Source organism: Paenibacillus sp. FSL H3-0321 (assembly GCF_038002865.1).
Classification (GTDB): Bacteria; Bacillota; Bacilli; order Paenibacillales; family Paenibacillaceae; genus Paenibacillus_AQ.
Genome location: NZ_JBBODH010000001.1, coordinates 78,585 through 99,384, shown reverse-complemented (window position 1 = coordinate 99,384; position 20,800 = coordinate 78,585). Strand labels below are relative to the sequence as shown.

The 20,800-nt window shown below is 46.5% G+C and carries 16 protein-coding genes and 1 pseudogene; 2 read left to right on the top strand and 15 right to left on the bottom strand.

Annotated elements, in window-relative coordinates; genetic code table 11:
* Nucleotides 1-106: 106 nt before the first annotated feature.
* The 5 genes and pseudogenes from MHI45_RS00395 to MHI45_RS00380 form a co-directional block, all read right to left on the bottom strand.
* Nucleotides 107-1,426: a sugar ABC transporter substrate-binding protein gene (locus MHI45_RS00395; RefSeq protein WP_076111962.1), complete on the bottom strand. Its 1,320-nt coding sequence runs from the start codon at nucleotides 1,424-1,426 to the stop codon at nucleotides 107-109.
* Between the two features lie 43 nt (nucleotides 1,427-1,469).
* The gene (locus MHI45_RS00390) at nucleotides 1,470-2,057 is read right to left on the bottom strand and encodes a histidine phosphatase family protein (RefSeq protein ID WP_256718160.1); all 588 of its coding nucleotides are present in this window, start codon (nucleotides 2,055-2,057) and stop codon (nucleotides 1,470-1,472) included.
* 544 nt (nucleotides 2,058-2,601) lie between these two features.
* A complete protein-coding gene (locus MHI45_RS00385; protein WP_439823173.1) occupies nucleotides 2,602-7,428 on the bottom strand; it encodes a carbohydrate binding domain-containing protein in 4,827 nt (1,608 codons plus the stop codon).
* 627 nt (nucleotides 7,429-8,055) lie between these two features.
* A pseudogene (locus MHI45_RS35060) lies at nucleotides 8,056-9,624 on the bottom strand (alpha-amylase); the annotation flags it as partial.
* A 243-nt stretch (nucleotides 9,625-9,867) separates the two neighbouring features.
* Complete coding sequence (locus MHI45_RS00380; protein ID WP_076111967.1) at nucleotides 9,868-10,590, bottom strand: response regulator transcription factor; 723 nt, start codon at nucleotides 10,588-10,590, stop codon at nucleotides 9,868-9,870.
* A gap of 445 nt (nucleotides 10,591-11,035) precedes the next feature.
* Here MHI45_RS00380 and MHI45_RS00375 point away from each other — a divergent pair, with 445 nt between their 5' ends.
* Nucleotides 11,036-11,836, top strand: coding sequence for a CPBP family intramembrane glutamic endopeptidase (locus MHI45_RS00375; RefSeq protein ID WP_076111969.1), 801 nt, complete (start codon nucleotides 11,036-11,038; stop codon nucleotides 11,834-11,836).
* Between the two features lie 83 nt (nucleotides 11,837-11,919).
* Here the strand turns inward: MHI45_RS00375 and MHI45_RS00370 are convergent, their stop codons facing one another.
* Nucleotides 11,920-12,258, bottom strand: coding sequence for a GNAT family N-acetyltransferase (locus tag MHI45_RS00370; protein ID WP_076111970.1), 339 nt, complete (start codon nucleotides 12,256-12,258; stop codon nucleotides 11,920-11,922).
* Nucleotides 12,259-12,366: 108 nt separating this feature from the next.
* Between MHI45_RS00370 and MHI45_RS00365 the strand changes: the two genes are divergently transcribed.
* On the top strand, nucleotides 12,367-13,206 hold the full coding sequence (locus tag MHI45_RS00365) for an alpha/beta fold hydrolase (protein WP_341119143.1): 840 nt from the start codon (nucleotides 12,367-12,369) through the stop codon (nucleotides 13,204-13,206).
* Here MHI45_RS00365 and MHI45_RS00360 read toward each other — a convergent pair.
* From MHI45_RS00360 to MHI45_RS00320, 9 genes are read right to left on the bottom strand one after another with little or no spacing between them, the layout of a single operon-like run.
* Nucleotides 13,203-14,162: an NAD(P)H-dependent flavin oxidoreductase gene (locus MHI45_RS00360; protein WP_076111972.1), complete on the bottom strand. Its 960-nt coding sequence runs from the start codon at nucleotides 14,160-14,162 to the stop codon at nucleotides 13,203-13,205. The genes MHI45_RS00365 and MHI45_RS00360 overlap by 4 nt on opposite strands.
* 22 nt (nucleotides 14,163-14,184) lie before the next feature.
* Nucleotides 14,185-14,988 (bottom strand): energy-coupling factor transporter transmembrane component T family protein, encoded by an 804-nt coding sequence (locus MHI45_RS00355; protein ID WP_076111974.1) that lies wholly within the window; start codon nucleotides 14,986-14,988, stop codon nucleotides 14,185-14,187.
* On the bottom strand, nucleotides 14,989-15,837 hold the full coding sequence (locus tag MHI45_RS00350) for an ATP-binding cassette domain-containing protein (RefSeq protein ID WP_076111976.1): 849 nt from the start codon (nucleotides 15,835-15,837) through the stop codon (nucleotides 14,989-14,991). It abuts the gene before it with no gap.
* Nucleotides 15,822-16,622, bottom strand: coding sequence for an energy-coupling factor transporter ATPase (locus MHI45_RS00345; RefSeq protein ID WP_076111977.1), 801 nt, complete (start codon nucleotides 16,620-16,622; stop codon nucleotides 15,822-15,824). The genes MHI45_RS00350 and MHI45_RS00345 overlap by 16 nt, the downstream gene beginning before the upstream one ends.
* Nucleotides 16,623-17,444, bottom strand: a complete 822-nt coding sequence (locus MHI45_RS00340) for an SDR family NAD(P)-dependent oxidoreductase (protein ID WP_076111978.1) — start codon at nucleotides 17,442-17,444, stop codon at nucleotides 16,623-16,625.
* Nucleotides 17,444-17,794: a MaoC family dehydratase gene (locus MHI45_RS00335; protein ID WP_256718161.1), complete on the bottom strand. Its 351-nt coding sequence runs from the start codon at nucleotides 17,792-17,794 to the stop codon at nucleotides 17,444-17,446. Before MHI45_RS00335 ends, MHI45_RS00340 begins: the two co-directional genes overlap by 1 nt.
* Nucleotides 17,787-18,161, bottom strand: coding sequence for a hypothetical protein (locus MHI45_RS00330; RefSeq protein WP_076111980.1), 375 nt, complete (start codon nucleotides 18,159-18,161; stop codon nucleotides 17,787-17,789). Before MHI45_RS00330 ends, MHI45_RS00335 begins: the two co-directional genes overlap by 8 nt.
* The gene (locus MHI45_RS00325; RefSeq protein WP_076111981.1) at nucleotides 18,158-19,309 is read right to left on the bottom strand and encodes a thiolase family protein; all 1,152 of its coding nucleotides are present in this window, start codon (nucleotides 19,307-19,309) and stop codon (nucleotides 18,158-18,160) included. The genes MHI45_RS00330 and MHI45_RS00325 overlap by 4 nt, the downstream gene beginning before the upstream one ends.
* Entirely contained in the window at nucleotides 19,306-20,796 is a 1,491-nt protein-coding gene (locus tag MHI45_RS00320; RefSeq protein WP_076111983.1) for an AMP-binding protein, read from the bottom strand. Before MHI45_RS00320 ends, MHI45_RS00325 begins: the two co-directional genes overlap by 4 nt.
* Nucleotides 20,797-20,800: the final 4 nt, after the last annotated feature.

The window sequence follows — 20,800 nt, the reverse complement described above, 5'->3', positions numbered from 1 at the left end:
ACCCGGTATATAGGGCTTCCCAGCCATTTCGCCGCCTCATTCTCAAGTTCATCTTATACCCACTTATTCAGCGGGCAATTGCCAATTTTGTATTTTGCTTCGAAATCTATTTCTTTCCTTGTTGTTCGATACCGGTCTTAATATCAGCAACAGACTTGTCTAAAGTCTCCTTCACATCTGCGCCATCCCAAATTAATTCCAGTGAAGCAGTCGATGGTCCCCAAATTTGAGTTGCAGGCAAAATGTTCGGCATTGGCTGGGAGTTTTTTATTTGTTCGGTGAAGGCTTTTGCAACTTCATTGTTTGCAACAGCCGGGTCCGAATCCATACCGTTGCGCGCAGGAATGAGACCCGTCAATTCAAAGTTTTTCTTCGCAGCAGCTTCAGAAGTGGCAAAATGAATGAAGAGTTTCGCAGCGTTAGGGTATTGGCTGAAGGAGCTTACATAATAAGCTTTAACGCCTGAGAAGCTGATCGGTGCTTTACCATTTGGCATAGGAGGAAGCGGAACAGCTCCTACTTCAAATCCAAGTTTTTCAGTTGTAAAGTTGCTCAATTGGGAAACGCCATCCATATTGATTGGCAGCTTACCGGTTTGGAACAGGTTCGTTTTTACGTCTGCGGTAGCATCTACACCTTTAATCGGCAGCGCCTCACGCAGGCTTTGGAAAAACTTCATACCTTCAACAGCTCCATCATTGTTCAAACCAATATCGGTTGGATCTGTGCCGTTAGCACCAAAAACATACCCGCCGCTTCCGGCAATCCATGAATAGTTATAGTAGAAATCGGTCACTTGCCACATAAAGCCGAACTTGTTATTCGCTACGTCATTATAGCCCTTGGCAAATTTGATAATGTTGTCCCATGATGCGAGATCTTCCTCTTTCACGAGGCTCTTATTGTAGTACAAGAGGTACGTTTCTACGTTACGAGGGTAACCATAGATCATACCGTCCAGTGATACGGCATCAACTAATTTTTCAGGGTAATTAGCCACTGTATCTTCTGAGTAGAAATCGTTAGGAAGGACAATCCCGGAAGCAACTGCATCACCAAGCGTATTATGAGGCATAACCAGAACGTCAGCGCCCAGTCCTGCAGGGCCGTCAGTTTTCAATTTTTTACGTTGCTCCGTTGACGGTACTTCCTGGAATTCAACCGGGATATTGTATTTAGCTGTAAACTCTTTTGCAATCGCATCAAGGAAAGGTTTCTCATCTTTAGCTTCCCAGACTACTAACTTTGCGCCAGCTTCAGGAGCAAGCCCCTCTTCCCCCACGTTTTCTGCAGCTCCTTGAGTATTGTTTGCAGCAGCAGGACTTGCGCTTGACGTCGGCGTATTGTCTTTATTAGATGAACATGCACTAACAGAAAAAGCTGTAATAAGTGCTGTCAACAGTAATGTTGCCTTTTTGAATTCCATTGTGTGAAACCCCTTTCAATCTATTGTGTTTGTTGTTGCAGTTTTAATCAGACACATGAACCCCAAGATGCTCTGTATGGACTACGGCAGACTCGCATTTACCAGCAGCATTCATAACGAACTGTACAATTCCCGCATTGTAGACAGGGATGAGGTCGCCAGGGTTAGCGATTTGTTTCAAGTCCGCTGTGGACTGCCCGTGCCCAAATACGACAATATGTTCGTCCGTCCCGAGTTCCGGAGCAATATGAGCATCGTAGAAGGACTGAACTCTTACTCTGACTGAGCTCGGTACTTCCGGCCATACCGGCCACCATCGCTTGCTTTCATCATGTGTATGTATGAATCGCACATTTTGGTAACCGCTTTCAATTTGAGCGCAACTCTGCCACTCGTAATCCCGATAATACGTCCAAGGTTCCAGGAACATCTCTGACATTTCAGGAACAAGAATAACCGGCAAATTACAGAACCGCGCAAGAGGCAATGCTGATAAAATCGCTCTTCGAAGTGGACTACAATAAATGACCTTAACTTTAATGTTCCGGAAGAAGGCTGGGATTTGTTCGGCTTGCCAATAACCTATAGCGGACAGCTCACAATCCGCACCTCCTCCTTTCCCGATATTCATTGTCGACTGTCCATGTCGAATGACATACAGATGCAATAGTTGTATTCACCCCCTTTCCGTATTATAAAAGCTATGAACGCATATCACCGTGATGCAATCATAGTGAAATACGTTTCATAAATATTTACTATCGTTTCATAATCATTTAATCATAGATATTAAGATTTGTGAAGTGGAAAAACAACTTTTTCACCTTAATTCAGCAAAATATTATAAATATCCGCCTATGTTGACCTTATTATCGACATGAACTCGGAATATAGTAATGCTTTCAGTGAAATATATGCTAAAATTTCTTTTATTATTTCATTGTTATTCATCATTTGTTTCATGACGACAAATCATTATGATTCACATATTATTGGAATTCCAATGATTTTCCATTACTGAAACTTATACAGATGGAAATATCAATGTGCAAAAGATTCCTATATGTTTTTGTTGTTCATTGACAGTGTTTCATTGAAAAGAGGTCAGCCAGAAAACTGGCCGACCTCTTTGTGTTGTTGCGGGGAATGTGTAATTCAATGATGGCCTTCCGCTATTATCTGCCGATACGTGCGAATGGTGCAGTCAATAAATCGATGTCGCCCCACTCTTTAGGAGAGTTGGAATCCGAAACCCCTGGCGTGTTCGAAGTCCCTGGATCATTTGGAAGGGTGTCCATTGGCGAGTACTCGCCTTGGTGCAGCATTACGCCGATACCTGCATTTTCAATATCCGGATTTCCGAGTGCGCTGAGAGGAATTTTCGCTTCATAGAGCGTGTCACGATTTGGATCGTGGCCAAGTACCATGAAGTTTACAAGCTTGCTTGAATCATTAACATCATCAGCATCTTTCACGCCCCACAGGGATGAATAACCTTTGCCTTTAGCAAATTTAACGGTAATACCTGCTGCTGCGCCTGTCTTATAGTTCACTCCAGCATCGTCGACAGGGAACACACCGTTTACGGCTCTGGAAATGTAACCGGAGTGGAACATATTCGAAGCGATGTTAAATTGATAATCAGGCAGATCCAGCCCGCCCCAGAGCGGCTGATTTCCATTCTTCTTCCACATATCATTTGTTGCGCCAGCACCATGAATCGTATCAATGGCAATCGTCTGCGGCATATCCATGGAGCGGATCGGTGTACCGCCTGCAGAACCAGCATTAGCAGGATCAACGATGTCTGTAACATCTACATACTGCCAAGCCAGATACAGGAACTCGTTGTCCCAAGCTGCCCACAGATGGCTAAGATCCATTGGCGCTTCATGAAGAGACCAATTGCTGCCAAGTGTACGCGGATCATCGCCGGCCATGTCAATAGCAATCAGCATGTCATCTGTCCATTCACCACTGTTAGTTCCGTCAATTGTGATTGGAGTAGTTACGCGTTTACCAAATGAAGGATTAGTGGAATAGGGCTTGTCACCACCAGGAATAACGATCGTTCCTTTCAATGTGACCACTGTAAGCTCAGCACTTGCTGCTGAGAAGTTATTTGCAGCATCGAAAGCTTTTACAGTGTAGGTATATGATGTTTCTTCAGCCAAACCGGTGTCCGTGAATGCAGGTGTTGTTGATGTTCCTGCTTTTACTGCACCACGATAGATGTCGTAACCTGCTACAGCCACATTATCTGTTGAAGCTGCCCAGGACAGACTCACCGTTGAAGTTGTCTTACCGGTCGATATAAGACTGGCTGGAACGCTTGGCGCCTCTGTATCGGTTCCGGCTGAAGTTTCAACGGTTACTTCGTTGCTGGCAGCCGAAAAGTTGCCTGCAGCGTCATAAGCTTTGACTGTGTACTTGTACGAAGTTGCTTCAGTTAATCCTGTATCGGTATAGCTTGGAGTTGTTGAAGTACCAACTTTAGCTCCATTACGATAAATTTCATAACCTGTTACACCAACATTATCTGTCGAAGCTGTCCACTGAAGGGCAACTTTGTTAGTAGTCGCTGCACCTGTTACATTTGTTGGCGCCGAAGGTGCGATGGTATCACCAGAACTCGGTACTTCAATGGTTACTTCATTGCTGTTGGCGGAGAAATTATTCGCAGCATCACGAGCGCGGACTTGGTACTTGTAAGTCGTACCTACCGTTACCGTGCTGTCGATAAAAGTTGTTGCATTCACCGTAAATGTCTCCGTGCTTGTACCAGCCTTACGGGTAATTTGATAATCTGCTACGCCAACATTGTCAGTAGAGGCACCCCAAGTCAAGGTGATCGTCTTAGGAGTTCCACTGCTGAGATTGCCAGCCAGGTTAGCTGGAACTGAAGGAGCAATCGTATCTACTCCCACCGGTTTCTCCCCAAGCTTCACTTGTCCTGCAGCATTATTGTTGCCAGGAATGTAAATATTGTCGCCTGCGTTGAAGAAGTAGTTCTTCTGATTGTTGGTGTCCCAAACATTGCTTCCGTTATTGAAACAAGCTTCCAGACGGCTAGCGGTTCCAATATCAACAGTTATTTTTTTGTAGCCAGGGTTCAACGAATCATTCTCCATCTTCACACCTGGAACGGATGTCCAGGTACCACCCTCGGCGCGATAATGAATGTTTACATTTGTCCAGCCCTCTTTGTAGTAGACGGTAACCTTATTTCCTGGCTTTGGACCTTCCGGTTTACCAGCGGTCACTTTACCTGTGTCATAGGTATTGTCGCCTATATTGAAGAAATAGTTCTTTTGATTGTTGCTGTCCCATTGACCGCTGCCATTGTTGAATGCTACCTCTGCTCGTGTTGCCGCTGAGGTTCCCAGGTCAATCGTGTGCACAGCATATCCCGGAATTACAGAATCGTCCATCTTCACACCAGGACTGGCTGTCCAGTTGCCACCTTCAGCGCGGTAGTGAATGTAGGGAGTTGCGTATCCCTTTTTGTAGTAAACCGTAACGGTGTTGTCTGTGCCTTGTTCAGGCGGGTTAGTCTTAACGCTGAGCTCGTTACTTGGATCGGAGGTTCCGCCGGTTTGGCTTCTGGCAATAACTTTATAGGTATACGTTGTTTCTGCAGTCAAGCCTGTGTCCTTATAAGTCGCTGCTGTAGCCGATCCAACCTTCACATTGTTACGGTATACGTCGTATCCGGCAATTCCGGAGCTGTCAGTGGACGCATTCCAAGTCAATGTTACTGTCTTGTCTGTCTTTACAGAACTAGCCAGGTTCGATGGAGCCGTCGGTTTAGTCACGACACGCGGATCTGTATCGGACCAAGCGCTTCCGTCATACCAGCCTGTTGCTGTTCTGGTGAATCCAGCTTGGTTCTGAGCAGGCACTTGTTTACCTGTGCTGTCTTTAAAGATAATTGTAGCTTGTTCAGCTTTGTCGAAGCTGTAGACATACCAGTCTCCGCCAGCGCTTGTCATAGCTGGAGCTGTAGCCCAGGTTGGGTCATTGTCCTTAGGTGCTGTGTCGTAGAAGTAAATGGAAGGTGTTCCCCATCCAGCCGGTTTCTTGAGGTAAACTTCCAGCTTGGCGTTAGGATCACCCTTAGTAAAATCGTGCGACGCCGTACCTTCGCCATTTTCATTCGTGGCGTACATCTTCAGTGTTTTCTTGTCATTAATGGCCATGTCTGCGCCAATTGTGATTGTTGTTCCATTGGTAAATGCATTTCCGTTAACCGGATCACTGCCATCCAGCGTGTACTTGCCGCTGTCCGCATTCTTGATCGAAAGCGTTACAGAGGTAGTTTCGGTTTTGAATTTACCGCCTGCTGGTGAAGCCGTCAGAACCGGGAACTTTTTGTTGATGCCAACATTTTCAATCAGAATAACGCCGTTGGTTCCAGCGGAGAATTTGGCCTTGCCTCCGCTTACAACCACTTCGTTCTGCGTGTAAGTATCGCGTACCGTAGTGCCATCCGGGAAGATGCCGGATACATTCACATCCACAGTTCCGGAAGCTCCTGTAGCCACGACTACTTTATCCAGAACATCATCCTTCTCATAGGTGCGTGAGAACGTATACGGGCTGTCTGCAATTTTCTTATGAGTTCCTGCACCTATCGCAATGTGATTGTTTCTGAATTGCCCAATCTTCTGCCAGTGTGACAGAACACCTTGGTTAATGCCGCTCCAGTTCATGAATGAGCGCGTACCCTGATACGGGTCAGAGCCAGTAGCCCCGAACGGTCTTGCCGTTTCATCTCCATAGTACGTCTGTACTCCGCCCGGAAGAAGCAGAAGCGCGGTGCCTGCCTGAATCATGCCTCCACGGGTGTACAACCCTTTATCGTGGGAAGAAAGATAGCTGAGCATATTATAGTTAGGCAGATCTCCATTTAATTCACTTGCATATCGGGAGAAAAGGCCTTCCAGGTCACTCATATTCGCACCTTGGAAAGAAAAGTTGATTAAGGAATCAAACCCGTTATCGAAATAAGTGCCGTCTCTTCCAAGGCCTTGACCCCAAACTTCCCCGGTCATCCAGAAGTTATCTGTCCAATCTGCTCCCGGTTTCGATGGGTTATTCTGCCTCCATTTCGCAAGCGCACTACTTGCGCTTGTCTTGAGTTCTTTCCATTTGTCTGCTTGAACATGCTTCGCAGTATCAATACGGAAACCATCAACTCCGAATTCTTCGACCCATGAGGACAGCCATTTGATCATGTAATCCTTAGGGGCGACATTCAGATCTTTGCGGTATTGCTTGGCAGCCGGAACGATCCAGTTGTCGTAACCGCTTGTTTCTTTGTTGAACTTCGTCTTCAGTAGCGGCGGCAAACTGGTACCACTAGTGGATTCGGTCTTGATATCAGGCAGGAACCCTACACACAGCGTCTGATCGTTGCTGCCGCATTGATCATAACCCGCAATAGTGTTGGCGCGAATCCAACTGCTGCCCCACCAGGAAGCCCATGCACTGGAATTATTTGTGTTCATAATGTTGTTGTGCGTGTGCCAGTTCTGGCCTTGGCCTTTATCCGGAGTCCAGTTTCCGGCGAGTCCGCCGCGGTCACCGTATCCGTATTCCGCCATATCCACAAGTGTCGGATAAGCGACATGGTTCATAACCACATCAAGGACAACACGAATTCCTTTGGTATGAGCGAGGTCAACGAACTCGCGCATTTCATCAATGGTACCCATGCTCTTGTCCATCGCAGTGAAATCAAGTGCATAGTAGCCATGGTAGCCATAGTGAGCAAAGTCACCGTCTTTACCGCCTACCCAGCCGTGCATTTGTTCCCAAGGAGCTGAGATCCAAATTGCATTTGTACCCAAATCTGTGAAATAGCCTTCTTCCAGCTTCTTGGTCAAACCTTTAATATCTCCACCGTGGAATGTACCCACATTCGAGCCCCATGCATCAGTCTTAGGTCTGCCATAAGCGCCGTCATTGCTGGTATTGCCGTTATTGAAACGGTCTGTCATGACGAAGTAAACGTTTGCATTGTCCCAACTGAATGAGTTTCCTTCTTGCTGCTGTCCACCGTTGCCGATTTTCACGACAGCAGGGACACTGTATGCTGATTTCTGCCCAATCGTATCTACAGCCTTGACTGTGTAGGAATACGTTTTGTCATTCACTATAGTGTTGTCTGAATATGCTGTTCCCGTGGCTTCGCCTTTTAGCGTACCGTCACGGTAAATCTCATATTTCACAACACCCTTGTCATCCGTGGAAGGACTCCATGTCAGGTTGACAGATGTTGTGCCTATTGCTGTTCCCTTCACATTCGTTGGCGCAGTTGGAAGCTGATCTTGCGTTCCTCCGCCGCCGACGGTAACAGTAGCCTCAACGCTGAAGCCTGATTTCTGTCCGATTGTATCTACAGCCTTGACTGTATAGGAGTAGGTCTTGTTGGCTGCTACTGTTGAATCGTTGTAAGTAGTGCTGGTGGATTCACCGATGAGAGCGCTGTCACGATAAACCTCGTATTTAGCTACTCCCTTGTCGTCAGTAGATGCTGTCCAACTCAGATTTACAGATGTAGTGCCTACTGCTGTTCCTTGTACATTTGTTGGTACTGTAGGGGCTTGATCGGTTGGAGTTGCCACATCTGGTACCCATACCGATACAGAACCGTCTTTAACCTTGAATGTACCATTACCGTTGGGGCCGATAGTTACCTTATCAGAGAAGTTGCCTGTGATATCTTTCCATTGTTCACCAGCGTGGCTTGTTCCCACATACATCGTTTTCGATCCGCCGGCACGGTCTGTCATGACCGTTGCCAATCCGGAGTTTGGTTTGGAAGCCAAACCTTCACGAGTCCAGCCGATCATGTCATCGCTATCAAGATAGTCGTTTTGTTTACCGTAAGCGTAATCCTTGCGTGCTTTCAGAAGCGGATCAAGCTTGCTCTTCAGCGATTTGATTTTTCCAGTTCCAGGACCTGCAGTGTTGCTGCTTCTGGTTCCATAGTAGTCACCATAGAATACTGAAGGATAACCTTCCTGTCGTGTCAGAGTGTACGCATAAGCGAGCGGTTTAAACCAATCAAGAACCTGTGCGCCATGAGCATCTGAACGGTCAGGCTGCGTATCATGATTCTCAATGAAAGTAACGGATTTATCCGAATTTGTTCCCGTCAATGTTCCGCTGGCCAGGTTGCGCATGCTATAACCTCCGTTGGAACTGGAAGCTGTCGCAAAGTTGTTGCGGAGCGGGAAATCAAATAAGGACATACTTTGATTCACTTTGCCCAGGTAGGAGTTCAATTCAGCTGTACCACCGATAAATTCACCGACAGTGAACAACTCTTTGCCTGTTTTGGCACGGGCATTTTCTACAAATTCCTCCATGAAGCCGTATTTGATATGTTTAACAGCATCTAGCCTGTAACCGTCCAGACCCATTTCATTGACATACCATACGCCCCATTTTTTTATTTCATCTGCAACTGCAGTGTTGTCAAAGTCAATGTCGGTACCCATCAGGTAGTCATAGTTACCGTTCTCGGTACTAACTTCCCAGTCCCATGCTTTGCCTGGATAGCGGTAAATTTTATCGTAGTCACCTGAACCGTCAAAGTGCGTCCAATTCCATTTGAAATTGGAATAGGCATTATTGCGGCCATCAAAATTGTATTTTGTCCAAACGTTTGTATTGAACTCGCCAATCGTCTGGTTGCGGTTGTTGCCCTGTACTTGTGTCACTTTAATGTTCTCGCTTTGATCGCCGCCCATCATATGGTTGACAACGATATCGCCGTAGACTTGAACATTGTTGTTGTGAAGCGAGTTGATCGCCGATTTCAGTTCAGCTTTTGTACCATATTTGGTACGTACGGTTCCTTTCTGGTTGAATTCACCCAGATCGTAGAAATCGTAAACGCCATAACCAACATCGTCGGTTCCCACATGGCCTTTATAAGCAGGCGGTATCCAGATTGCCGTGATCCCCACATCGCTCAGATTAGCTGCTTCGGCAGCAAGATGGTTCCAATGACCACCATCCTTAGGTGTATTCCATTCGAAAAACTGCATCATCGTGTTATTAACCGGCGCGCTGCTGATTGTTGCAGACGCTGCTGTGGACGGTGCTGTCGGGGTCACTGTGGCCGCTGTTGCTTGGCCCGCTGGCAATACTGCAACGCTCCACAGCATTGAGCAGAGCAGCATCATGCTTAGTAAAACTTTGCAACTCTTTTTCACCATTAGATTTTTCTCCTCCTGTACCCTTTGGTATGAAACGAGTACGTAATCCGTAAACCAGCAAGCGATATACTACTAAAAAACTGGTTTTTTTGCGGACTGCAATCGTTTGCATCCAAGTCCATCTTACCAACTTATGTTAAAGTCTAGTTAAAGTAATGAAATAAGTTTTTAAGAAAAGTCTTAGATTATTCGATTAGCTTTGTTTTAATACTACGCATCCATGGATTCCATCAATAGTGAAACCGATCCGTTAAATTTATAGCCGGCACCTCTGACAGTATGAATATATAGCGGTTCACTCGGGTTTTTTTCAATTTTTTGCCGCAATTTATAAATATGGACCATGACAGTTCGTATGTCCCCATGCTTAATGTCTTTCCAAATAAGATCATATAAGGTTTCGGTGTGGAATACGCGATTCGGGTTCTTTGCCAGAACAACAAGGAGTCGGAATTCTTTAGAGGATAAGAAGACTTCCTTGCCATAGACCATTACTGTGTGGGTAGTAGGATCGATCTGCAGGCCTGGATAAACAATTAAATGACGTTGATTAACAGGGAAAGCCCGTTTATACCTGCGGAGGTGTGCTCTGATCCGGGCGAGCAATACTTCAAAGCTGGAGGGTTTGGCAATAAATTCATCTGCCCCCCGGTTCAAGGCTTCAATTCTGAGATAATCTTCGGTATGATGACTTGTAAAAAGGACTGGTTTATCGCTGAATTTGCGCAATTCCGTGCATAAGTTCAAGCCGCCCGCTCCTGGCATTGACAGGTCAAGAATAATTAAATCAGGATCGTGAGAATGAATGAAGCTTACCAATGCTTGTCCGCTGTGAGGATATCCAACAGCTTCATATCCATGCTCTAGTAAGGATTGAACCAATATTTTGCGAGTTTCAGTATCATCATCAATGATTATGATTTTTTCCCGCATTCATTTTTCTCCTTTCATAAGACGTGTAAGCGCTTTCTTAATAATGTTAGAGAAACAGCCTAACTTCATTTCCAGGGTGGTCGTTTGCTGGCCTATCCCTAATTTAAACAATAGTTAAAAACAATCTTAACCTCTTGTAGATATTAACATTACAAGGTGAACTTTAGAGCGTGTACAAAGTCCTGTTATTTTCATACAAAAATATCATATGCTGTGGTATATCGCAACTATATAGACCACAATTAAGTTTCTGGACAGTGAAAAGTTCTAAATTAGAGCCCCAAAAAACTCAGGAAACTGGTATTCGTTATCGGAAGATTTGAATCTTTCCACTTTATGTGCAGCTTATAGTTGGAGGGAAAAACGGTTCTCTCCGCTTGAATTACCCGAAAAATCGGCTATCGCCGGAAAATTTAATGTATACTAAACCTGAGGTGAAGATATTTTGACAGACAAAAAAATCTTAGTCCAATTTACCCTACTGACCTTTAGCATAGCCTATCTAGTGTCAGGCATTTTGATTGCTCTTGGGCCGTTCGGTTATCGGGTTCACAATTGGGTGAACACATTGCCGCAATTTGCAATGAATATTCCGTTTGCCCTTTATATTTTGTCTCCCCCTATTGCTTGTTATATTGTTCTGAAGAGAAACAAGAAAATAACCGGTTTTAAGGAATGGTTGAAGACAGTTTTTTACGTCAAAAACAACATTTCTCTCTATCTGTTCGTTGTTGCAGGGCTTGCCCTGTATTTTTTGATTCATCTTGCCGTTACAGGCCAGACGGAATTGGCGCTCCCCTTCTATATGATCTTCTTTTCCCTGCCGGGCAATCTCATTATCGGTGGCTTGGAGGAAGCGGGCTGGATGTACATCCTGCAACCGGGGCTCGACAAAAAATATGGCTATCTGATCTCTTCTCTTGCCTTTGGATTCATTTGGGCTTTATGGCATATCCCGCTTTTTTTCATTCCGGGGACGAATCACGGAGAGGGACTGACTAATTTCTGGATGTTTACCGTGCAACTCTTTGCGTTTCGCTTTTTCCACGGGGCCCTCTATCGGATATCCGGCAAAGGCTGGGTGTTTATGAGCGTATTCTTCCACACGCTGTTCAATGCGGCGTCTCCGCTCTTGGGCACGATGACTATGACTTGGGCGGGAACGATTGCCGCCAATGCTGCAGTTGTTCTGGTTTCCATTGGAACCGTTATGCTATACAACCATAGAATCGGGCGAATGGCGTAAGAGGCATTCAAAAGAATACAAGTTGAACAGCTTTTTAACAAGTCAAATCCCGGTAATGCACCGTGGTCCATTCTCAGCTCAACTCATCTTTTATATTTTCGTAATGAAAGCACTTCACAGGGCAAGCCTGATAGAGTTGTTGAACTTATGCAGGTATACCCGTGTTCAACATAAAACCTCCTTAAATTTTGATAGCTGGCAACTAAGGAAATATGTATTTCTGTACAATCGTTGTTAAATAATTCATTTTCTGAATGCTCTAATAATAACCTTCCGTAATCTTCACCTCTGTACGATGGGAGGATAGCCAGTCTATCAATCATTCCAATCTCTCCTTCCTGCCGGGTGCCTATGGTCCCTATTGGTTCATTATTCACAAATAAAATCTTAACCGTTGAATTGTTAATTCTGGTTATTGCCATCCTTTCCGTTTCGAACGCAACATGATTGGGATATTCTGTTTCTGATACCTGAAGTAATTCGGTTCGTCTTTTAAATGATTCAGTAATAATCCTTGATACGGTTATGCCATCTTTGCCGAAGCCTTTGACGTAATCGTCCCCTCACTTCCCGGTTTCGGATTTTCGACGCCACTGCCGGACAACCCGGATATGAACTTTTGGAAAATTGCCGATCTCTGGCATACACTCATGACAGAGATCCTCGGCTATACTAAATACGCTGCAGGAGGATGCGATGTAGGCGCTCTCGTGACAGGTCAACTGGGACATAAATATCCGGATGAGCTCTATGCGATACACATTGGGTCAGCGCTGAAACTTAATTTCTTCAACGGGGAGCGCGCTTGGGATTTCGCAGGAGGCCGCCCTATACCCGGCAATATCCCTGAAGACATCCGGAAGGGGATTCTAAATCTGGATCGCCGTTTCGCCTCACATCTCGCCGTACATGTTCTTGATCCCGCCACCCTCGCCTTTGGACTAAGCGATTCGCCCGCAGGCATGCTCGCATGGATCTTGGAACGCTGGGCAAGATGGAGTGATAATAAAGGCAACGTCGAGAATGTTTTTTCCAAGGACGACATCCTTACACACGCAACAATCTACTGGGTTAACAACGCCATCGAAACCTCAATACGCGTCTACGCCAACGCCAACCGCTATCCGTGGACACCCGCTCATGATCGCTGGCCTGTCATTGAGGCACCCACCGGTATTAGCTTCGTGGGCTACGAAAATCCGCCAGGGATCACAACCGAAAACCGCGTACAGAACTTCCTGGACAGCGATCGCGCTCCCTGGTATAACCATGTCAATATCACAGCCCATGCAGAAGGTGGACATTTTATCCCCTGGGAAATCCCGGACAAATGGACCGAGGACTTGCGCCGGACTTTCCGTGGACGCTAGCTTCCCCATTTTCCGCGAACCTTCTCCGCCTCTTGGACCATTCTATTGATCAATTCGGCGACGGTTGGGATATCATGGATCATGCCGGTCACTTGACCTGCCCAACCGAACCCCTCTTCTTCATAATCCTCATAAATCCAGCGTTTGTTGGCTTCACCGCTAATATATTCTTTTAATGCTTCATAGGTAGGGGTTACGCGCTCGATTTCGAGAATTTTCTCCGTGTAGGCACTTCGCAGTACCCTGGCCGGTGAATGGATGGAACGTTTGATCACTGTTGTATCCGCCTCCGAACTCTCAATCAAGGCTTTTTTGTAAGAGGCGGAGGCGTCCACACATTCCTGAGTGGCGATAAAGCGTGTCCCCATTTCAATACCTTCAGCACCAAGGGCATAGGCAGCCATCCAGCCCCGGCCATCCCCAATTCCACCTGAGGCAACGACGGGAATTTGAACAGCATCAACCACTTGCGGGACAAGCACCAGGGTTCCAACATCATCACGCCCTAAGTGCCCGCCGCCTTCCTGCCCGACAACAATCACCGCAGATGCGCCTAGCTGTTCCGCCTTTTGTGCTTGTCTTCGTGAGGAAACAAGCACCAGTGTTTTAATAGCCGTGGGTTGCATCATCTCTAGTATCGCTGAAGGATCTCCACCAGTGATCGTCACAGCGTGGACCTGCTCATCAATAGCAACCTGGACCCGATCCCTATAATTTAAATTATGGTTGCCAATAGCAAAATTGACACCAAAGGGTTGGCTCGTCAGGGTGCGCGCACGCTCAATTTCCGAGCGTAAGGCATCTGCATCCGGGAGACTCATAGCAGTAATTTGGCCTAATCCTCCTGCATTTGAAACCGCAGCCGCAAGATCTGCATAGGCTAAATAGGCAAGTCCCCCTTGAATAATAGGATACTTTATTTGTAACAATTCAGTTACCCGTGTAGCCCATTTCATCGTTATCTCTCCTTCTATCCACTTAAAATCCCCAAATTTTCAACAGCAGCAGGATCACGGTCATTAGAATAACTGCTCCCCCTGCTTGATAATCGACACGCTGGAATGTCAATTGCTTATAGGAGGTTCTCCCTTTCCCATTCCCATAAGCACGCGCATCAATGGCGTGAGTCAATTGTTCGGCACGTTGAATCACCGTTAGAAGCAAAGGCACGAGAATCGGAATATAGGCAAATATACGTTTTGGCAGCTTTAAGGTGGTAATATCATAATCTCTGGCCTTCTGGGCCAGGAGAATCCGATCAAGCTCTTGCATAATCGTTGGGATAAACCGGATCGCAATCACAATCATTAGTGAAAACTGCTCTACAGGCACATTGAGTTTGGATAAAGGGGCCAGTAATTTCTCCAGCCCATGGGTTAAGGTCAGCGGTTTTGTAGTTAACGTTAAAATAGAAGCCAGCAAGATGATTAAGACAATACGCCAAACGAAACGTAACCCTTTCAGCAGTCCCTCATCTGTCACCTCTATAACGGACCAGGACCAAATGATATTCCCCTTCGTGGATAAGGCATTATAGAGAAAAGTAAACATCAAAATAAACAAGACCGGCTTCATGCCTCTCCAAAAGACCTGTAACGGGATTTTGGATAACCACATAATGCCGGCCAAAAAAAGGGTTGCGACAACGTAGCTGACGAACGTGTCCAGCATTAGGAAGCTCAGCATGATAATAATCATGCTCACAAGCTTTGTCCGCGGGTCCAGACGGTGAAATATGGAGTGCGTCTCCCAATATTGTCCCATTAACAGGGTATTAGACATTTAGAGTCTCCTTGCCTGCCAGATGGGCAGCACTTTTGCGAAAATATCCTGCTCTCGGCAGCTCGCCACCTCAATTATCTCCCCGGACATTTCCTCAACTATCTTTAACAGTTGTACAGGCTCCGGCAGTGATAAACCGAGTTGCTCCAGCAATGCTGCTTGTTCCAGAAATAAAGTGCCGGTCTCATAATGCCCCATGAGTTGCCCCTCGTGAAATACCATGACTTCATCCGAGTATTCGGCAACATCGTTCATTTGATGGGATACGAAGAGAACGGTGCGATTACCTTGCTGCTGCCATTTACTCAGCAGCTGAAGCAATGCGGCATGGCTTACTGGATCGAGACCTGCTGTAGGTTCATCCAGAATAAGCAGCTTCGGATCCATCATCAATACGGAAGCGATAGCCACACGGCGCTTTTGCCCCCCGCTTAGCTGAAATGGAACCAATGGCAGGATATCTTCTGTCAGACCTACTTGCGGAAGAATGATTTCTATTGACTTCTTTATCTGCTGAGGCGTATCCCCACGCAGCTTAGGAGCAAAGGCAAGCTCCTTGTACACCGTCGATTCAAATAATTGATGCTCGGGATATTGAAATACGTAGCCTATATCAGGTAGGGCTTTTAGTTGTCCTTTACGGTCCTTGGGAATGGGATGATCATTAATCAAATACTCTCCGGCAATGTCCGGTATCAGCCCCTTCAGCACTTTGACAAATGTAGACTTGCCGGCGCCTGTATGGCCAATGACAGAGATCCACTTGCCTCCTTGAATCGTGCAGCTGACATTTTGCAGAGCCACCCGATTGGCATAGCTAACGCTTAGATTGCTTAGCTGGTAGACCATTGTGAGCGGATCATCTCCTTCCAATCTGCCATTAGCGGCATGTCCGGATGCAGCATTCGATATACTCGAACCGCAAAAGGAAGCTCTAATTGGTAGTCTTCAACGGGCACCGTTTCAAAAAAGGAAACCGGATCTCCATCAAATACAAGCCGCCCCTTATCCATGAGTAAAATGCGCCGCGCCGCCAGCACTTCCTCCATATGATGGGTGATGTGGATAATGGTCATGCCTTGGCGGTGCAGCTCCTGCATGATCGAAAGCACTTGCTCCCTCCCCTGTGGATCAAGCATGGAAGTAGCTTCGTCAAAAATAATAATCCGGGGCTGCATAGCCAGGATGGCGGCAATAGCTACCCGTTGCTTTTGACCGCCTGAGAGCTGATGGGGCATCGACTCCAAATAATTCTCCATTTGCACAGCCTGTAGGGCTTGATCCAACCGGCTGCGTATTTCTTCCCTTGGCACACGAATGTTTTCCAATCCAAATATCACTTCATCCATAACCGTTGTAGTAATGAATTGGTCCTCCGGATTCTGGAATACAAACCCTATTTGCTCATGGATCATCCTAAGGTCTGCGGGTCTGGAGGTGTTTAGATCCTGAAAGGTTACATCCCCTTGTTTTGGAAGCAGCAATCCATCCATTAGCTTGGCAATTGTAGACTTGCCGCAGCCATTCGCCCCGACAATTGCCACGAACTCCCCAGTCTCAATCGTAAAGCTTAAATCCTCTATGACGGGCTGCCCTTTTTTATAATAAAAATGAACGTGATCGAATGTCAGCATTTAATGACTACCCTTCTGTTGCCGCCATGTTGTGAAAAATGCCTCGATGCCGGTTTCGGTAAAGGCAGGCTCCGGCTTTTGCCACTTCGTTACCTTCGAACCATTCACACCAAAGATTTCACCTGTTAACTCAATATCAGGCTGTTCCAGCAATGCGGCTGCGAACCGGGCAATATCGTCTGTTTCCCCCACCTGCCAGAACTCCGGGAACGGCTCATTGCGGCTGGCGTACTTTTCCTTCATATGCTGGATGACAGGCCGAGTCATATCCGTTAAGGCAGCAGGTGCAATGGCATTTACTCTAATACCGTTACGCTTTAGTTCGGCTGCGAGCGTCCACAACATACCAAGCATTCCAGCTTTGGCCGCACTATAATTCACCTGCTTGATCGAACCTGTTAATCCGGCAGTGGAGGTCATCAGAAGAATGTCTCCGCCATGATTTTGCATATGAGGCAGTGCCCGGCGAATGCTATAAAAAGCTCCATTCAGATGCACATCCAGCACTGAGTTCCATTCTTCATCCGTCATATGCAGACATTGCTGGTCATGCAAATTACCGGCGTTATGTATCAATACATCTATACGGCCATACTCAGCGATGACAGCATCCACCATCGCAGTGACCTCAAGCGGATCTGCGACATTGGCACAAATTCCCCGCGCCTCGCCGCCTGTCCGGTGAATCTCCTGCACAACCTCGTCGATTAGCGCCTGCTTTGTCCCGTTGACAATCACTTGATAACCGGATTGGCCAAGCTTTAAGGCGATGCTGCGCCCAATCCCTCTAGTGGCTCCTGTAATTACGGCTACTTTATCCATCACTTCATCTCTTTCACTGAAAAGGTACCTGAAGCAATCACATCACCAGCTTCTAATGTGACTTTCACTTCGATATGACCGTCGCGAGGCTCAAAGTGAAACACCACACCCGTATCTACTACAAGCGGCTTTTGAAATTTCATGCTATACGATGTAATCCACCCTGCTGGATGATCAGTTAAATATAATGATTGTGCCAGTCCCATAATATACATACCATGCGCTATAGGCCGCTTATAGCCAGCCTTAACAGCAGCTTCGGCATTCAGATGAATGGCAGCCGTATCTTTAGAGACAGCCGCATATTGCCGGACAGCCTCGGCAGTTATACGTTTCTTAATCTTAATCACCTGCCCGGATTAATATGGTATCTGCCGTCCCTATGAGATTACCGCTACAAGTGTATACAAGAGTGTGATAATAAAAGGTCATCCATTCCTGTCTAACTACTTTCTTATCCATCCTTGTTAAGGATAATTCACAATCCAGGATCATCCCTGCGGTAATTGGTTCCTGGTAAGTGAAATGCTGCGTGCCGTGAATTAAGGGGACATCCGTCTGCAACCAGGGAATATCAAAGAACTGCCAGAAAATAATCGGCATTGTGGCAGGTGCGATCAGATCACCTTTTATCATTTGCAAGGGAGCTCCGATACTTTGTGCATAGTCAGAAATCCACTCCGCAGTGATATGAACCTGATGCCGGACTGTATTCATTGGACCGCCTCCACCAGCGTGGCCAGACCTATCCCGCCACCAATGCCTAGTGTGGCCAGCCCCCGTTTATAAGGTTTATATAACATCTCCGTGCATAACCGTGTAATCAAGATGCCGCCGGAAGCACCGTAAGGATGGCCAATGGCCAGTGCTCCGCCTCCACGATTCACCTTTTCCTGCGGAATCTGAAGCTCCTGTAGTGAAGCTAATACTTGTGAGGCAAAAGCTTCGTTAAACTCCACGATATCCAAATCGGCAACACTCAGGTGCTGGCGGTTAAGCACCTTTTGAACAGCTGGAACAGGCCCCATGCCTAAATAATTGGGATCAACACCTGCCGCTTGGGCATCGACGACACGCAAAATAGGCTTTAGTTGAAGCTCCCGGCATTTCTCGCGGGACATCATCAGAACCAGAGCCGCTCCATCATTCAGAGGACATGCATTGCCAGCCGTTACCGTACCCTGTTCCAGAAAGATTGGCGGCAGCTGCTGCAGCTTTTCCAGGCTAGTATTGGCTCTGGGGCATTCATCTAGGGTAACCCATTCCCCATTCGCTTGTACAGGAACGATCTCTTGCAGAAATCGGCCGGTTTGCTGCGAATGAATGGCTTTTTGATGGCTTTTCAAAGCATAACGGTCCTGTTCTTCCCGGGAAATCGCGTATTTACGGGCGACATTCTCGGCTGCAATGCCCATATCCGGGTCGCCGTAGGCACTGGGAGTGAAACGGGCTCGTGTATATAGCTGCGGTGCACCCGTTAGCGTTTGCGGTTTGGTCATTTTCCAAGGGGCACGGCTCGTACTCTCAACTCCACCAGCCAAATAAATCTCGCCAGCACCACTTTGAATCAGCCTTGCCGCAAGATTGACTGCCTCCAGACCGGAACCACACTGCCTGTCAACCGTGACACCCGGGACCGTCACTGGCAGTCCTGCTTCCAGAGCAGAAAGCCGTGCGATGTTGCCGCCTGGACCTACTACATTGCCAATGATGACATCATCAATGAATTCCTTCGGCACATTCGTTTCTGCGACAATATGCTGAATAAGCGGCGCTAATAATGCTTCCGGCTCAAGAGCACTTAACACTCCGCCGATCCTGCCAATGGGCGTCCGTTTAGCGATCACAATTACAGCCTCTATCATAACATCCATCTTTTCGCGTAGTCTTTCATTGCCTGCCGGGCAATTTTTCCGCTACTTGTATAAATGAACTGCTCTACCGTGATAAGCTGTTTTGGGGCCTTGTAGTTCGCGATTTGGCGGCAGCAGTAATCCTTGATTTGTTCTACAGATAGACGCGTTTGTCCGCTCCACTTCACAAGTGCTGTCACCTGTTCACCCCAATAGGCATCCTGTACTCCTAGTACCATCACTTCTTGAATTTCCGGCATCTGCTGCAGCACAGACTCTACTTCTTCCGGGAAAATATTAAGACCACCTGAAACCATCATGTTTTTTGAGCGGCCAGCCAAATACAAATATCCATCCTCATCCATATACATAAAATCTCCGATGATTAGCCATCCGTCACGAAAAACTGCTGATGTCTCTTCCGGCAAATGATAATACCCTGTAAACATCATATCACTCCGAATGTAAAGCTGCCCGATGCTCCCTTGGGATACCTCTTGGAGATGCTCATCACGAATTGATATCTGTACACCGGAAAAGGGTTTACCTACTGAATCCGGCTTGTTGTCGGCATGAACATCCAGGTAACTGATATAACTAGCTTCAGATGAGCCATAAAATTCATATAGCTTCGCTGCGCCGAATATCTCCCTGCATCTATTCTTAGACAACTCTGACCATTTCCCGCCTGAGCTGATCAATGCCTGAATTTGCGTCTGACCAAATTTATCCTTCTGCTGGAGGAGTGCTTCAATCATCGTCGGCACAACGAACAAAATAACATCGGGATTCTGTTTACACAACTGTAGAACCTTGCCGGCATCGAACTCTTTTACGATATGAAAGGTTGCACCGCTATATAGACTCTGCATTACCGCGAATAAAGACAAGGAATGAACAAAGGGGCCTGGAGCTAACATATGCTCTATGCGGTTTAGCTGAAAAGCCTCTTTGGTCGCCTCGAAGCTCTGAATCCACGACAAGTGGGTGCGCATATAACCCTTAGGTGTTCCTGTTGTGCCTGAAGTGAAGCCGATAAACAATAATTCATTCGATTCATCCATTTCAGCTTCCGGCTTGAGAGTGAGCAACCAGCTGTCATAGGAACCTGAACCCATGTCCTGATCAGAAAAAGTTAGAAGTTGAATTTCTGTGTCCTGCAAGTCTAGAATCTTTGCCAAATGGGTCTCTGCAAAAATCATTTTCGGCTGACATTGCTGTAGAACAGCGTTCACTTGATTTATACTCCATTTGGGATCCAAAGGGATGGGAACACACCCGGCATAAATAGCTCCTAAAAACACCTCTACAAATTCAATGCGGTTCGCAGATAAAATGGCAACCTTATCGTGGTGAAGGCCATTTTGCCGTATACCCTGTGCAATTGTAGTCATTCGCTGTACCAATGACCAATAAGTACGGCTCTCTTCGCCATCGGTTAAGGCGATATGGTCGGGCTGCTGGACTGCATGACGCAGTAAGGGTTCAATCAGATTCATCTTT